This is a genomic window from Ruegeria sp. YTSC003 (assembly GCF_059609785.1).
Genome location: NZ_JBXWMK010000004.1, coordinates 365,314 through 380,337 on the forward strand (window position 1 = coordinate 365,314; position 15,024 = coordinate 380,337).

At 53.1% G+C, this 15,024-nt stretch carries 14 protein-coding genes and 1 pseudogene; 10 read left to right on the top strand and 5 right to left on the bottom strand.

The window, feature by feature from the left end; all coding sequences use genetic code 11:
• Positions 1-28: 28 nt before the first annotated feature.
• The 3 genes from AC2FFH_RS10795 to AC2FFH_RS10805 are packed head-to-tail and all read right to left on the bottom strand — an operon-like array spanning position 29 to position 3,871.
• On the bottom strand, positions 29-1,324 hold the full coding sequence (locus tag AC2FFH_RS10795; protein WP_496769988.1) for a gluzincin family metallopeptidase: 1,296 nt from the start codon (positions 1,322-1,324) through the stop codon (positions 29-31).
• The gene (locus AC2FFH_RS10800; protein WP_496769986.1) at positions 1,311-2,669 is read right to left on the bottom strand and encodes a TfuA-like protein; all 1,359 of its coding nucleotides are present in this window, start codon (positions 2,667-2,669) and stop codon (positions 1,311-1,313) included. The genes AC2FFH_RS10795 and AC2FFH_RS10800 overlap by 14 nt, the downstream gene beginning before the upstream one ends.
• Complete coding sequence (locus tag AC2FFH_RS10805; protein WP_496769984.1) at positions 2,666-3,871, bottom strand: YcaO-like family protein; 1,206 nt, start codon at positions 3,869-3,871, stop codon at positions 2,666-2,668. Before AC2FFH_RS10805 ends, AC2FFH_RS10800 begins: the two co-directional genes overlap by 4 nt.
• Positions 3,872-4,511: 640 nt before the next feature.
• Here AC2FFH_RS10805 and AC2FFH_RS10810 point away from each other — a divergent pair.
• Together AC2FFH_RS10810 and AC2FFH_RS10815 are read left to right on the top strand one after the other, a co-directional pair.
• Positions 4,512-4,943 (top strand): annotated as a pseudogene (locus AC2FFH_RS10810) (recombinase family protein).
• Between the two features lie 15 nt (positions 4,944-4,958).
• Entirely contained in the window at positions 4,959-5,129 is a 171-nt protein-coding gene (locus AC2FFH_RS10815; protein ID WP_496770108.1) for a hypothetical protein, read from the top strand.
• A 1,058-nt stretch (positions 5,130-6,187) separates the two neighbouring features.
• Here the strand turns inward: AC2FFH_RS10815 and AC2FFH_RS10820 are convergent.
• A complete protein-coding gene (locus tag AC2FFH_RS10820) occupies positions 6,188-7,405 on the bottom strand; it encodes an HlyD family secretion protein (protein WP_496742054.1) in 1,218 nt (405 codons plus the stop codon).
• Positions 7,402-7,782, bottom strand: a complete 381-nt coding sequence (locus tag AC2FFH_RS10825) for a hypothetical protein (RefSeq protein WP_496844397.1) — start codon at positions 7,780-7,782, stop codon at positions 7,402-7,404. The genes AC2FFH_RS10820 and AC2FFH_RS10825 overlap by 4 nt, the downstream gene beginning before the upstream one ends.
• 397 nt (positions 7,783-8,179) lie before the next feature.
• Here AC2FFH_RS10825 and AC2FFH_RS10830 point away from each other — a divergent pair, with 397 nt between their 5' ends.
• The 8 genes from AC2FFH_RS10830 (at position 8,180) to AC2FFH_RS10865 (ending at position 14,777) form a co-directional block, all read left to right on the top strand.
• Entirely contained in the window at positions 8,180-9,187 is a 1,008-nt protein-coding gene (locus tag AC2FFH_RS10830; RefSeq protein WP_496769976.1) for a helix-turn-helix domain-containing protein, read from the top strand.
• A 153-nt stretch (positions 9,188-9,340) separates the two neighbouring features.
• Positions 9,341-9,631, top strand: a complete 291-nt coding sequence (locus AC2FFH_RS10835; protein WP_496718691.1) for a hypothetical protein — start codon at positions 9,341-9,343, stop codon at positions 9,629-9,631.
• A gap of 398 nt (positions 9,632-10,029) precedes the next feature.
• Positions 10,030-11,412, top strand: a complete 1,383-nt coding sequence (locus AC2FFH_RS10840) for a cytochrome ubiquinol oxidase subunit I (RefSeq protein ID WP_496769973.1) — start codon at positions 10,030-10,032, stop codon at positions 11,410-11,412.
• A complete protein-coding gene (gene cydB, locus AC2FFH_RS10845) occupies positions 11,412-12,413 on the top strand; it encodes a cytochrome d ubiquinol oxidase subunit II (protein WP_496769969.1) in 1,002 nt (333 codons plus the stop codon). Before AC2FFH_RS10840 ends, cydB begins: the two co-directional genes overlap by 1 nt.
• A complete protein-coding gene (locus tag AC2FFH_RS10850) occupies positions 12,410-12,511 on the top strand; it encodes a DUF2474 family protein (RefSeq protein ID WP_496726963.1) in 102 nt (33 codons plus the stop codon). The genes cydB and AC2FFH_RS10850 overlap by 4 nt, the downstream gene beginning before the upstream one ends.
• 153 nt (positions 12,512-12,664) lie before the next feature.
• Positions 12,665-13,234 (top strand): hypothetical protein, encoded by a 570-nt coding sequence (locus AC2FFH_RS10855; RefSeq protein WP_496769967.1) that lies wholly within the window; start codon positions 12,665-12,667, stop codon positions 13,232-13,234.
• Between the two features lie 411 nt (positions 13,235-13,645).
• Positions 13,646-14,446, top strand: a complete 801-nt coding sequence (locus tag AC2FFH_RS10860; protein WP_496844398.1) for a serine hydrolase domain-containing protein — start codon at positions 13,646-13,648, stop codon at positions 14,444-14,446.
• Positions 14,421-14,777 (top strand): hypothetical protein, encoded by a 357-nt coding sequence (locus tag AC2FFH_RS10865; protein ID WP_496844399.1) that lies wholly within the window; start codon positions 14,421-14,423, stop codon positions 14,775-14,777. The genes AC2FFH_RS10860 and AC2FFH_RS10865 overlap by 26 nt, the downstream gene beginning before the upstream one ends.
• Positions 14,778-15,024: the final 247 nt, after the last annotated feature.

Below are 15,024 nucleotides of genomic sequence, written 5' to 3' on the forward strand. Positions count from 1 at the left end.
ACCGCTTAAAAATAAAGGATTTTACAGGTCATTCCGGCACCTGCGTGCGAACCGAGGCCGAGTGGCTCTCTTCTTCGGGATCGGGCAGACGCGGACCGGCAGACATCAGACCAATATCTCGCATGCGGAAGTTGCCTTCGATGATGTCGCGAAAAGCACCGCCAGTGATTTCCTGGTCGACCGCCAGCAGGGCCTTTTCAACACCGAAATAGCTGAGCATATCCGCATCCAGTCGCTCCCATGTGTCGGCCAGATAGGTTCCCAGAAAATCGCGCGCTTCAAGCAAAGCGATCCGGAAACCTTCCGGGTTTTCGGCATAACGGGCATCGAACACACCCTGCATAACCTCGCTGTAATCCGGAGAGTCTTCCAGTTGATCGGACAGGTGTTCTTCTTCAGGTGAGATCAGCCCATGCAGCAGCAGGCGTTCGTGATAAATGTCTACGAAAATGTCGAACATCGCTCCGGTCAACGGTTCGGAAAGATCGTGTTCGCTGGTCCATCCGGCCGCAAACTCTGACATGGACCGTGTGTTGGCGGCAATTCGGATTTGCGCGTTTTCCCCGAGTTCTGCAAACCGGTTCAGACGATTGAATGTGTAAAGGTTGCCCCGCGTGTTTTTTAACAGAGCGTCAACTACAGAACCAAAATGTAGCGACGCAAGAAGGGCGACCATATCGGCAGCTGACTCGTGAAACCCATAATATTCGCCCGACGCATCCCCATCTGACGGCATACCAATGACGCTATAGATAATGGCATGTCCAATTTCATGGGAGACAACGTCAAAGTTCAGGCTGTATGGCCGGTACTCATCTCCATGTTCGTGCGTGCCGCCTGTTTCCAGAAACCCCCAGCCAATATGTGCGTTATCCAGACTGGGTAGCAGGGACAATTCAAGCCGGTCGAAATCGCGCGCGAAATGCCACGGGATTGGGCGATCAAAATACCCTTGCCACACATCCATTGTAAAATGGGCCGACCCGAACAAATGCGCTGCTTCAAATGCGGGGTCGGATGGGGCAATATGAAAGAAATTCCCGAACTCATCGGGCATTGCGGGCGGCTGAATGTACCCGTCCCACGGCGGCAGATACATACCCGGTCCATTCGGACCTGGAACGATGGCACCGTAAGGTGTGGTTTTTCCAACAGGGTTGACGGTGTACATGCGCGGACCGGAAGGCCCTGGCCCAATGCTGCCTTGCGGAGCCGAAATTTCGACAAGCTCCGGTTGCGCGCCAGGTTCCAGAAAAGGCGATTGCGGATACAGCAGGAACCGTGTGCCGGGTTCTTCGACGCTTGCAGTCTCATGTGTGTTCATCAATCGACCCCTCGTGCCGGGTGGAAGTCACTTTGCTATTTGGAACCTCCGCACAGGAACTCCTGTGGCAAAACAAAAACTCTGCTTCGATCAATTCACCCAGTTCCACGCGCCCGGATAGGCCAAGCGAGGTTGCGTAGCTGTCCAGGTTATCCGGCACGTCCTGGTCAAGGCGCGCTTCAAAATACCAAACGACCATACGCAGACGATCCGCGCCCGAAAGGTGCCCATTCACAATCGCAGCTTTTTCCTTGGCGGCCGCCCGTTCCCGTAGATCGGCATACTTTCCGGTTCGTTTCAGTTCAGCCAGCAATGGCCCATCCAACTGGGTCAAACGCGCGGCGACCGTCGCATCGATCCGAGCGGCATCCGTCAGTATGTCCTCGTATTCCGCAAGGTTCAGATCATTGGCGGCCAGCCATTCCATCAAATGCGCTTTTTGAGACAATCCAGCTTTGGCTCTATGGTCCGTCATCTGCCGGATCAGGGCGTCACGATCAGGTTGCCGATCCTGTTCGGCGGCTTCTTCCTGTGCCATCACACTCAGCACTGCGCGGTTGCGCAATTCGGCGTAAAGTTCCGGGTCCAACCTCAACTCGTCGATCACCGCGTGGTTCTTTGCCTCGTTGGTGTCGATGCGGTTGCGCAACTGTTTCCACACCAATGTTGGTTCGGTCCGCGTTACGGGACTCTGGGGTAGGGTGCCCTGCGACAGGCAATCCGCCATAAGGGCCAGCATCGCGCGGGCGTCATCTGCTTTCGCATCAATTTGGCCGTCGGGTAGCCAATCCAAAAAGGCCGCTATTCCGGGTAGGTCGTTTAACTCTTTGCCGATGTTTTGCCAGATACGGTGCCGATAGTGTCTGGATTTCGCATGCTCTAGGATAGTGGCGACGCTTTCAGAAGGTAAAATCCCCTGAGCCTGAGCCTGTTTGACTGTGGCTCGGATAGATACCATCGGTGTACTAAGCGGTTGAAACCCCAGCTCTGCCGGACTGTGCAGAACCGCGACCTCATCGTCATCCTGCAAAACGCCGCTAAGGTAGTCCTCAAAGATCCCGCCAACACCGATCATTCCAAAATCGGCAAGTTCAGCGGCACGCAGGGCGCCCATGCTGGCGCTGCCAAAGACCGGTATCCCTTGTTCCATCGCCCACAAGATTTCCTTGTGCCAGACCGAGGGCACACCTTCGAAGAACCCATCTATGATCCCAATTGCGTGCGGGTGATCCTTGGCTGCGCGATAGACATCACCCTGCTGAACAGGGGGCAGGATCGCAGCATTCAACTGTGCGGCAACTTCGTGTGCTGGCAGGGTAGGGCCCACAAATACGACAACGTTCATGCGGTTTCCTGCCTGATCTGCAGCGCTCTTAGGCCCGGTACGTAATCCGCGTCGTCGTGCGGCGCTTCCAAGCCCGGTATGACCGCCCGAACAACCGATAGATCATATTCAGGCCGAGACAAGTCCACGATCACCACCTGAGAAACCCCGACGGCCTCTAACCTGATTAACAGCAAAGCCAGGTCATCCTCGAATGTCTTGGTTGAATGCGTCGGGCAGTCCTGAAAATTCCCTGTCGGAGGGGCGCGATCGATCAGATCCCGCAGATATCTACACCGATCCGTTTGCGCCTGATCAGTGAATTCTGCCGGATCCAGATCATCGCGCGCGCCCGAGATATAGGTCAGCCGGGTCTGAGCAGCCTCTGTCACCGCGCGCAGCAACGCGATTGCACGATCCGGATGACATCCGTCGCCGATGCCGATGTGACCAGGCTGCCCGCCAGCCTCGCAGATCACGCAGCGAAAACTGGCAATTCCGATATCCGACGTGGTGTTCCACAGCCCGATCTCCAGACTTGCGGTGGTGATTTTTTCAATGGCCGCCTGACATCGCTGATCATCGACAGTACCGGGATCAATACGCACGGTCTTGGATTGATGAGACCACAGCGTCGTTGCATCGCGCTCAATCAATTCGCAAATTGCATGACAACTCGCTTCGGCGACATTGTTGCCCGAAGCCAAACCATTCGTTGTTCTGGGAAAGGCGCGTTGTCCAGCGAGTGGAGGCGTGGTGTAGTCAGTGTCCACCATCTCAAGCGGAACCCAGCAGGTGTGTTGGCTTTTCAAATCCCAGCCTTCGACCCATAACATGTTGCCGTTGGGATCAAATTGCGCGCCAGTGACCTTAGGCAATCGCTCCACCTCCACAACGGTCGCGTCATCAGCCAAATCGGTAAATCTGGCAAACCGTTGCGGAAGTCGCACACGTTCGGCATGCCAGGATTCGATCGCTTCCATAACGCCTGAAGCTTGCGCTGCCTGCAGCGACAGCCCCTTACCAAGTGACACCGCAACAGATCGGGAATTGGGACGAGCGACCATAACAGTCGGTAAACCAATCCTATCCAGGCCGGTCAGATTTGCGATCCGAGTTATGCCCATTTCCCGAAGAAATGGTTGCACAATTCTTAAGGTGTGCTCGGGGTCGCGCAAACGGTGCGTGTCATGCACGTAGGTCTTTTGTGAATTATCGGTCATTTCATCGACCTTGCCAAAACAAACGTGCGGGTTCGCACAATATAACAAACTATACGAAAATAGGATGGTAGATGAATTCGCGTGGGTCAACCTTGCTGGTTTCTAGTAGTTATGTTCGAAACGTACAGGTGAATACTTACATCATTATATTTAACATAAGATCAATTATGCGATTTCATCGTCTGCGTTATTTTCATTGTTACCGACAATGGCGGCCATACGTTGAGCTTTCAGGCGTTACAGCGGGAATTAGCCGCGCATATCGAAACAGGAGGCTTGCTGGCAACACTGGCGGTTGAACATTCGTTCATCCTCGAAGCCAGGGACCGGATGAACATTGACCAATTTCTATCCAACGATGTGGTTGTGTTTGACAAGAGCCACCTGAACAAACTGTCACCAACAGAACTCTCTGACGTCTACGCACGATCTGCGAGGAGTTGGCGACTATGAAAAATCAAACATCCTGCCGTGTCAGAATGCTGCGTTCACTTTCGGTGGATCACACATCTCCATGTAACAATTGGGTGCACCACAAAATGACATCTAAATGTGACGCGATCCACCGTCCCATTAGGGTGGTCAATTCAACTATGTGACAGATTGAACATCACCCCTACCCTAATGTGATAGATACCAAATGCCCCGCATCGGATATGCCAGAGTCAGCACCACGAGCCAAGATCTCGACATTCAAACGGCAGCATTGAAGAAAGCTGAGTGCGAGATCGTCCGGTCAGAAACAGGGTCAGGTGCATCGCGTGACGGGCGCACGGAATTAGGAACAATCTTCGAGTTATTACGCGTAGGTGATGAACTGGTTGTTCACCGACTTGATCGCCTTGGTCGGACTACGAAGGATGTTCTGAAACTGGTGCATGAACTGAATGCCAAAGGCGCTTCCCTGCGGGTTCTTGAACCGGAAGTGAGTACAGCCTGTGATCTTGGTTGAATGGTGGTAACAGTGCTCGGCATGGTCGCTGATATGGAACTGAAATTCATCCGCGACAGACAGAGAGCGGGTATTGATGCCGCCAAGGAAAGAGGTGTTTATCGTAGCAGACGAAAATAAGTAGATGACGCACAAATTCGATCTCTTGCGGCTAGCGGGTTATCAAAGGCCCAGATCGCACACGATTTGGGTGTGTCTCGGATGACTATATTTCGCGCGCTCGATGCACCGCTTGGGTCGCAGAATGCTTACGACCCAACAATTGTGAAATACAAGATTGAAGGGCATTCACGCAAGGAAAAGTAGACGCTGTTTCCTGTCGGTTCGGCTTCATAGAATTGAAGATTCAAGCATTGTGGGGATCCCGTGAAGGCACTTGGCGATAGCTGGTCTATCGGAAGCATCTGCGGCGTTATCGGTCTTTTCACTAGGCACAGATGCCCCAGCAGGGTCGAGTTCACCCTTTGCAACTTCCAGTGCTTCTTTTGCACCTCTAGTGAGGCTATCGCCAATCTTAGTCATCGTTCTCTGCCAAAATTTTTGCTCATAACTGATAACATTTCTTATTGTGCACGTCTGCTAAGCGAAATGTTGTTTTCTCTTGGTTGCAAACTGTCGCAAGGGCGATTGAACAATTTTTCTGAACTCCTTCAGGTGACCAGGTTTTACAGCACCTCTGCCCCCCCTGCCCTCACGCTTTTAACGTTCTATTCTTCATTGTCTTGAGATAGCGAAGCCTCAAGCGCTTCGAGCAACATTTGCTCATGGCGAATTGGCATATCATCCACGCTCCAAGCGCGCCGATGGTCAGGCCAAACTTGTTCGAAAAGCTCCTCTGTCAGAACAACAAAGGAAATTCTTCCTCAATGTCTAAGCCAAGTCGGCCCCTTAGAAGCATGCTCGGTCAAATAAAATGCCGTATCTTGGCGCATCTCGGCGTCAAAACGTCTGCCTTGGATTGGCGGCAACTTTGGTCGTTTCATTCGTTTTCCTTTTAATCCGCACAACAGCAGGCACGGAGAAATCCGTGTTGGGTGCGGTTAAGTGGAAAACAATCAGGGCTTGATCTCAGCTAGCATGACATAGCCCTGTCGGCAACGTCGTTTGGTGGCGCGAACCAGCCACACGCCAGGCTTGATTGGGAACACCGTAACGCGGACAAAACGGACATTCCGGGGCTACTGTATGTGGTTGTCATTTTCCTGCATAAGATCACCTGAGCGGACAGTCAAATCGTTCGCCGTGTGGCAGAAAGCCGTCACATAACTCGCATTTAATTGACATGCGATCTGTCTCAAATTGTCGAAACGGCTCCCAACATTTGTTGGAAGCCGCACTTGTTGAAAATGGATGGAGTTGGAAAGTCAGGCGTGACCACCACCGATCAAGCCGATACCCGATGTCAGACCGAACCAAGCTTTGACCCGTAGACCGACCGCTTTGATGATACCCATGGCCTGAATCCCGTGGGCGACAAGTGTTCCTTCCATTTCGCCTTCAAAATTGGTGGTGTAGGATTGTACAATGCAACCGCTACCTGGAACCAAAAGTTCGCGGTGTTCTGGGTGCACCAGATCAAGATGCACAACGATCTGACCCCGTTTAGCCTTTTCGCTCGGCTCGATCAGGCGACCGCTAGGCGCTAGCTGACCGGAAGAAATCTGCTCCTGAATACGTACGATCCTTGCAGGAAGAACGGTATTGCGCATCGAGATGTTGAAGTTACTTTCGCACGCCACTTCCGCCGCCATACCTTCGTACAATTCAGTGCGAGAAACCTGCGAGAAGCCAGCGACGATACGTCCTCGCTCAACTTCTTTGCGGTCGGGTACAATTAGCATTGCCGGGCTCATCGCGGCTTGCGCTGCGCGTGATCCGACATTTAGGGTGACCTGTTCAACGACACCGTCGACAGAGCTGAGCGTCAATGTCTTTGACAGTTCCACCTGAGCCTGCTTCAACGACGCGCGCGCCGATGCAAGTTGGGCAGGCAGAACGGCACTAGCTTGGACTTGTGCCACACCAAGTTGCGTTTCCGCAGCCTCAACCTCTGCTTCCCGAGTACTCAAGGTTGCCTGGGCGCGTTCCAACTGGCTCACTTGAAATGCTGCAGAGCCCTTTGCTTGAAGTGCCTCGTGATCCATCAGCACCAGCTCAGCCTGTTCTCTGGCGGTAACTGCGGCATCCACCACGGCCTGAGCAGTTTGGACCTGCAATTCAGCTGCCAGTTTCGCGCTTTCTATCTCCTCAACTTTACGGGTTGCAAAATCTACTGCAGCTTGTTCCGACGCATTCTCGACTGCAAACAGCGGATCGCCCGGTTCTACACGATCACCGCCCTTTACGTAGATATCTGTTACTGTTCCACCGTTCTCAGCAACGACCGGAACAGTTCTGAATGGCACAAGACCTGTGTAAGATTTTGGGTAGTAGTAGAACACGGCAAAGAAGACGATCAGTGCTAGTACGAACCACATGAAGAGCGCTCGGTGAACGTTGTACAGGGTGACTGGAATCCCGCGCCATTTTAGGTAGATCACCCGCAGGACAAACGGAAAAGATGTGACGAGCAGTTCAATCATTTTACCAGCTCCTCTGTCGAAGGCCGCCACCACAACATGAAGTCGCGGGCGATTGCAGTCAGGATCAGCGCGCCTGGCAGCAGAATGCTGAAGTGGCTGAGCGCGGGCATCAATTCGTACGCCAAGGCTATGGTAAGCATCACCGGAATAGTTGTGCGCAGCGGAGTGCCGATTGATTTGCGCTCGGTATAGCGTTCAAAGCGGGCATAGAGGTGTACTACCAGTAGGATCGCAAGGAAGAGGACAATCAGGCTGACCCAAGCATAGGTGTCGGTCTGATTGGGCGCGACCCACCATCTCGGATCGCCGCCAGCAGCGAAGGCAGGAGTTGAGATGACGCCAAGTATAGGGGCCATCAGGAACGCGGGTGGTTTCATTTTTCAGGTCCTTTTGTTTCGCAGCCGTGCTGCGTGTGAAGATTTTAGGTGTCTGTGGAAATTCAGTTCTCGGTCTGATTTTGAGATGGTTCTGAGGGCTGTTCCTGCGGGACATAGGGGGGATCCCAGCGACGTCCGTTCGCTGTTTTTTCGCCAAGCGCCAATGAGCGCAGACCGTGGATGTTCCCCCCGGACCACTCTTGTTTGGCGGAGTTTTGGATTGCCTTCAGTACGCGGTAGTACCTTGCGAAGTAGATCATGGTCGTTTCCTTTCTGATGACCCGGACCTAACCGTCATCGCATCCGCGATCCTGAGGGTTCTGGACATTTGTTATTGGCTTCTGGACAATTGCAGTGACTGCAGGAGGTTGCGTGCAAGTCAGGGGAGGACGCAAAAGTGCCACGCATCAGCGCTTATAGACTGCAAAATGTAGGGCTGCGTTATTCGCAAGAGCCCGGCGCGCGGGTTCCGTTTCCTGAAGTCCTGGAAATGGCGGGAGCACCCTCTGATATCGTCGACAGCCCCGACGCCACTGTCGAGCTGCTACATGAAGCAGGCGCTGTGGAAACCGCGTGTCGTATTTTGGAAGACAAGACCTTCGCCGCTCGGGTCGGGCTTTCGGCACAAGGTCCCGGAACACTTCTGGCTTACATCGTGCGGGCTGCCGAAACGGTGGAAGACGCGCTGGTATTGACGCAGCGCTTTTATGCAATGCAAGACCCTGACTTGCGTCTTGACGTGGTCGGGGCGCCCAACGAGCCAAAGATAACTCTGGAGAGCAGTGTTATCCCGGCGCATCAATATCCTCGCCATCGCGAAATGCTGATTTTCGGCCTTTACAAGCGAGTGCAACAAATCACCTCTGGCGGCCTTGCCCCGATCTCGATTGAGTTGGAAACGGACGATGCCGAGCACTGCCAGCTACTGGCCGATTTGGCGAGATGTGAAGTCTTAGGCTTCAAGTCCGGATACGCCCTGGCTCTGCCCTCAAACGGCATGAGTTTTCGGATACCAACGGCAGATCCCACCTTATTAGGGCATTTACGCAGGCACGGAGAAGAGCAACTGAAGGCTCAGCCTGATGCAGTCCGCAGTCTGTCCGACCGCATTGTGGACATGCTCGGGGAGCGTCTTCCCGGACCGATACCAAACGGCGACGATATAGCCGGAGAGCTTGGACTGACGCGGCGTACCATGACCCGGCATCTGTCGGCTGAAGGAACAAGTTTCAAGGCACTACTGGAAGGGGTGTTGTGCGACCTGTCCAAGCGGATGCTTCGTAGCGGCGAGGGCGTCGCCCGCGTGGCCTTTATGCTCGGTTTCGCCGATCAGGCTGCTTTCTCAGTAGCGTTCAAACGGTGGACAGGTGAAACGCCGGCAAGGTTCCGTAAAACGGGCCGGTAGCTTTTTCTGGTCCATGCAATCCAGAAAGCGCCCAGATGTCCAAGATCCACAAAACCTTGTCCCGTCTCCAAAAGAAAGCAGGCCGTCAGGTCACCTAGTTCAATGGCACACAGCAGCCGCGGTGGTTGCTAACCCAGAACAAGGATGAACCCTATGAAGACCTCGAAGAAATTCTTTATCGCCCCGATCTCAGGCGCACTTCTGATCACCATGGCTGCTACAGCCCATGCTGACTACGTCACCGACAAAGCGATCAAAGGAGCGGTTGTCGGTGCCACTGTCGCCGGTATCGCTGGCGAAAGCATCGTAGGTGGCGCGGCCGCTGGTGCCGCGGTCGGAGCCGTAGGAGGTGCGATCCAAAAGGACAATTTTGAAGACGCGCAAGACGAAGCCCAAGAACGTCGCGACGACTTTAAAGAAGAACACAAAGACTGGAACGACTAAGACACGACCGCCAGCGAAACAAAAAAAGGAGAAATACCGCCGAACAAACCTGACCGGTCAGCATGCGCTGTTAGCATCCAGACGCTGTTTGACTGACCATCCCACACAGAACTCGCACAGTTTCTGAGAGGTTGCCATCCTGCTCGTAATCGAGCCGGGTGGCAACTTTGTTTTGGGCCTTCGAACGCCACACGTTCGCGGCGTTCTCGGTTTCAAATTTCAGTCGCCCATCTCGAACCGAGTTTTGTCCAAAACCCAAAAACAACCGTCCAGAACCCAAACGAACTGAAACAGCTACCAACCCAAATCCAACTCATCTGAATGACATCGACGAGTTGGCAGCCGAAACACTTCTGTTCACTGCCGCTCTTTGGAACCCAATGCCTAAGGAAGCGGCAATGAACCTATTCGCAAACTTCGACGCAGAAACCCTGGCACGCATCCAGTTTGCCTTTACCGTGTCGTTTCACATCATCTTCCCGGCCTTTTCTATCGGCTTGGCAAGCTTCTTGGCTGTTCTCAATGGCCTCTGGCTATGGCGAAAAGACAAGGTCTACCTGAACCTCTTCAACTACTGGAAAAAGATATTCGCCGTTGGCTTCGCGATGGGTGTCGTGTCCGGCATCGTGATGTCTTACCAATTCGGCACGAACTGGAGCGCATTCTCGGACACCGCTGGTCCCGTAATCGGCCCCTTGATGGCCTATGAAGTCATGACAGCCTTTTTCCTTGAGGCAGGCTTCCTCGGCATAATGCTTTTCGGTCGCGAACGCGTCGGTCGCGGTTTACACATGATGGCCACGGCGATGGTCGCCGTTGGCACGCTGATTTCGGCAACGTGGATATTGTCGGTCAATTCCTGGATGCAAACCCCGGCTGGGTTTGACATCAACGAACTGGGGCAGTTCATTCCCGTCGACTGGTGGTCGATTGTCTTCAATCCGTCCTTCCCCTACCGCCTGACACACATGGTTCTTGCCGCTTACCTCACCACTGCTTTCGTGGTGGCCGGTGTTGCGGCCTGGCACTTGTTACGCCGCAATCGCACGGCTGAGGTCACCCGAATGTTCTCGATGGCAATGTGGATGGCCGTTCTGGTCACCCCTCTGCAGATCGTTGCCGGCGACCTTCATGGTTTGAACACGCTGGAGCATCAGCCGCAGAAAGTGATGGCGATGGAAGGTCACTTCGACAGCCATCCCGAAGGTGCACCGCTTATCCTGTTCGGCATTCCGAACGAGGATGAAAAACGCGTGGACTATGCCATCGAAATCCCGAAACTATCTTCGCTGATCCTGAAACATGATCCCAACGCGCCGCTTGAAGGGCTGGACACTATCCCCGACGACGAAGAACCCCCGGTCGCGATTGTGTTCTACAGCTTCCGCATTATGCTCGCTATCGGCTTTGCCATGCTGGGCATCGGCTTGTGGTCGCTTGTTCTGCGGGTTCGCGGCCGCCTCAACGAAGATCGTTGGCTGCACCGGACATCCGTTCTGTTGGCGCCCAGCGGGTTCGTGGCGGTACTGGCCGGTTGGATCACCACCGAAGTCGGGCGCCAACCGTACACTGTGTATGGGCTGATGCGGACATCGGACTCACTCTCACAAGTGGATGCACCTACAGTTGCCGCGTCTCTGATTGCCTTCATCGTTGTGTATTTCGCGGTGTTCGGAGCGGGCACGTTCTACATGCTGCGGCTCATGGGGAAACCACCTGTCGAAGGTTTCCAGAAAAGTCACAAACCCATTGAAATCTCTATTTTGTCGGAGACAGCGTAATGCTTGAACTCTCGACAATCTGGGCCGGTATCATTGCCTTTTCCGTTCTGACTTATGTGATCCTGGACGGTTTCGATCTTGGAATTGGAATCCTCTTTCCATTCGCGAAATCCGACAAAGATCGCGATGTCATGATGAACTCGGTCACGCCTGTATGGGACGGTAACGAGACCTGGCTGGTCATGGGGGGCGGAGGTTTGTTCGCCGTTTTCCCGCTTGCTTATTCTGTGGTGATGCCCGCGATCTACATGCCCGTCATCATCATGCTTCTTGCGCTTGTTTTCCGCGGTGTCGCCTTCGAATACCGGTGGCGAACGGAGCGCGGGCGCTGGCTATGGGATGTTGCGTTTCACAGTGGGTCAACCGTAGCCGCCCTCTGCCAAGGCATCGCGCTTGGCGCGCTGGTCCAGGGTATCCCGGTCGAGGATCGGCTGTACGCAGGCGGACAATGGGATTGGCTGACGCCGTTCTCTGTCACGACGGGTGTGGCCTTGGTGATCGGGTATGCCTTGCTAGGAGCAACCTGGCTCAACATGAAAACCAAGGGCGAGATACAGCGCCAGATGCGTTCTTTTACCCGCCCGCTGATGCTAATGACGCTCGCGTTGATTGGCCTCATCAGTCTTTTGACCCCGTTCCAAGATCCGGTCTATCTGATCAGATGGTTTTCGTGGCCCGGTATCGTTTTCTCTGTACTAGTGCCAGCTATCGTTGCTGTTATTGCATGGATGCTTGATCGCGGCCTGAGGGAACAGAGAGACTATCAACCCTTCTTCTGGGCCATTGCCTTATTCGTCGTCTGCTTCATCGGCATTGGGATCAGCTTCTATCCCTATATGCTACCCCCAAGCCTCACGATTGCCGAAGCCGCCGCGCCGGATAAGAGCTTGGCCTTCGCTCTGGTCGGGGCCGTCGTTCTGTTGCCCATAATCCTGGCCTATACCGCCTACACGTACTGGGTTTTCCGCGGAAAGGTCGATCCAGAGGAGAGCTACCATTGAAACTGCTAAAGCAAGTTTTCTGGTTCAGCGCGATCTGGTTCGGCAGCGTCTTTTGCCTAGCGACTGTCGCTTACGTAATCAGGATGTTCATCACTTGAGATGGCAAGGACACCAATGTTCGCGCGTCGGCATGTCTAGATCACGCAAATATCAGTCCAAGCGCCGAAAGAAACTCCGTTCCGGCCTACCAAATTCCCAAGAACAAGCGGCTGGCTAGGTCGTCTCAAATTTAACAAACCAAGGGGGCTGTTATGCTTTCTCGTCCAAAACCAATATCCGTGCGGTGGGATCAGATTGATCCGGATCTGCCCAAACCACCTAAGCCAAAAAACCGGAGCGACAAACGCTCGTCTGGCAAGTTACCAAAATTGTTCACCGGGCACCTTGCCGCAGGGCTTGCTACCTTTGTTCTATTGCCCTTCACCTCGGCCCTAGCAGGGACGGTCACGAAAGACCTCGCTCCAATTGTGGACATGTTGCTAGTCCTGCTTTCTGCATTTGTTGTTTTTGCTTTCACAGCCGCAATAGTTTTGAAAGGGTCAACACTGCGGGCTGTCTTCGGGCGAGGATTGGCCTCTCTCGGTACAGCGCTCATCATTTCACCCGTGGGGTTCTCGGTCCTGTTCGCATTATACCTGCAAGACTGGGTATCTATCGTAGCGGGCACATCTATCGAGCAGGCAGGAAGAACAGCGATATCCCTATTTGGTGGTGTTTTCATTGCAAATGCCCTCGCAGGGGGATTGGCGTTTGGTTGTTTATCTCTGTTACTTGGGATTAGGCTAATGCAAAATCGTCCAAAACCACTTGTTTCGCCTTAGACGAGTGAACTTCCGCTTTGGGCTGACCGCGGTCTTTTGGAGCAAAAATGCGGATGGCTGCAAATTCCCCTTTTCAGCCACCCGACACCGGACGTTGGAAACCAGACGGCTAATGGCGGTGAGCGGACAAAGCCGCCTTAGGCTCAACGGTTGATGATGACCGGTCTCGCACGAAGCGGACCTTCATTACGAGCTTTACATCCTCCGAGATCCGGACGAAGCGGGCATTGCATGAGGCGACTAGCGCACTTGTATCAGCCAACCGGCGCTTGCGACTACTATGCTGTCCTACCAGAAGACTGGTCGCAGTCGTCTGACCGCCCCGCGGCCCAGGCACAAGAAGCTAGACACCAGAGCTGAAGCATAGCTGGATTGCTTAGACATTACCTAATCCTGCGGAGATCCCCTAAAATGAAAAGAAATGCTAAAAAGCTGTTAGTGACATCCGCTATTGCTATAGCTCTTTTGGGCTCTGGTGCGGCACGTACTTCTCCTACCGAACCAGCAAGCGCAGAGGCTGGTTCATTCTGGGATGAAACCGTTGAGTCTGTAGATAGAAGCCCATGGATATTTGAAGGGACAAATGTTTTTGGAGAATTAGCACGATTTCCACCGTCAGATTGGGTACGTACTCTTGAAAAAGCCCCATACCCAACTGAGCTTGAGAACTTAGTTTTTTTGGCTAGCAATAATGAAGAACAAAATATCAGAGATTGGTTGCATCAAACGCATACCGATAGTTTTTTGATTTATCACGATGGTAAACTCGTCGCTGAAAAGTATTTCAATGGCATGAGGGCGGATACGTCCCACCGCATTCACTCTATCACCAAGACAGTGTTGGGTATGGCAGCAGGGTTGGCGGTTGAGGCGGGGAAATTAGATCCAAAAAAGTTGATCACTGAATACCTGCCTGAGTTGGATGGCTCAGCATTCAAAAATACAAGGGTTAGACATCTACTTGATATGACCGCTGCTGTTGATTGGAAAGATGCTTCCAGTGGTTACTTAGACGATGCCGGTGATCTGTTCTGTTCCTTGGGTCAGGACCTCTCTGAAAAAGTTGAAATTTGTGACACTGAGTCTGGCGTTAAAGAGTATTTGATTTCTCTGAGTGACCGCGAGAACTTAGTAGAAGACGGTGAAGTATATAGTTACCGTTCAGTGCTAATCTGCACTACTTGGTATGGTTATCGAGTCGGCGACCGGTGAGAGCTATTTAGATGTACTGACCGAATTGTGGCAGGACATCGGTGCTAAGGACCCTGCATATAGCGAACTGGGGCCCAAAAGGATTGTTCAAACCAGTGGCGGGTTATTCACTAGCTCTCGTGACCTATTACGATTTGGCAAAATGATGCTGGACAACGGTAAGGTTAACGACACTCAAGTTATCCCTTCAGATTGGATAGCTGACACTATTCAAGCAAATGACGATGTGGTTATGGTGAAGCTATCAAGCCAGCCAGAAGTTCAGAACACACCTATGTACCTGGACTCGATGGTTGCGATGAAATTAATTGCAGAGACTTTGAGCAAATGAATTTTAAAGCGCGTTAACCTATAACGCAGAGCCAAATAGCTCAGCTTTGCCAGCGTTTTGGCATAACCAAGCCTTCTCCTTGTCGCTCTTTAAAGACAAGCCAAGTATTACGTTTAGCGTCGTCGGGTCAGTACCGGGTTAAGACGACAGTGACCGCAGCAAACACCACACCAATCAACAGAGCCTTTGTATTCATTGACGGACGGCTGGGTAGTTTAACCCGAAGAGACAGGGCTATTATCACACC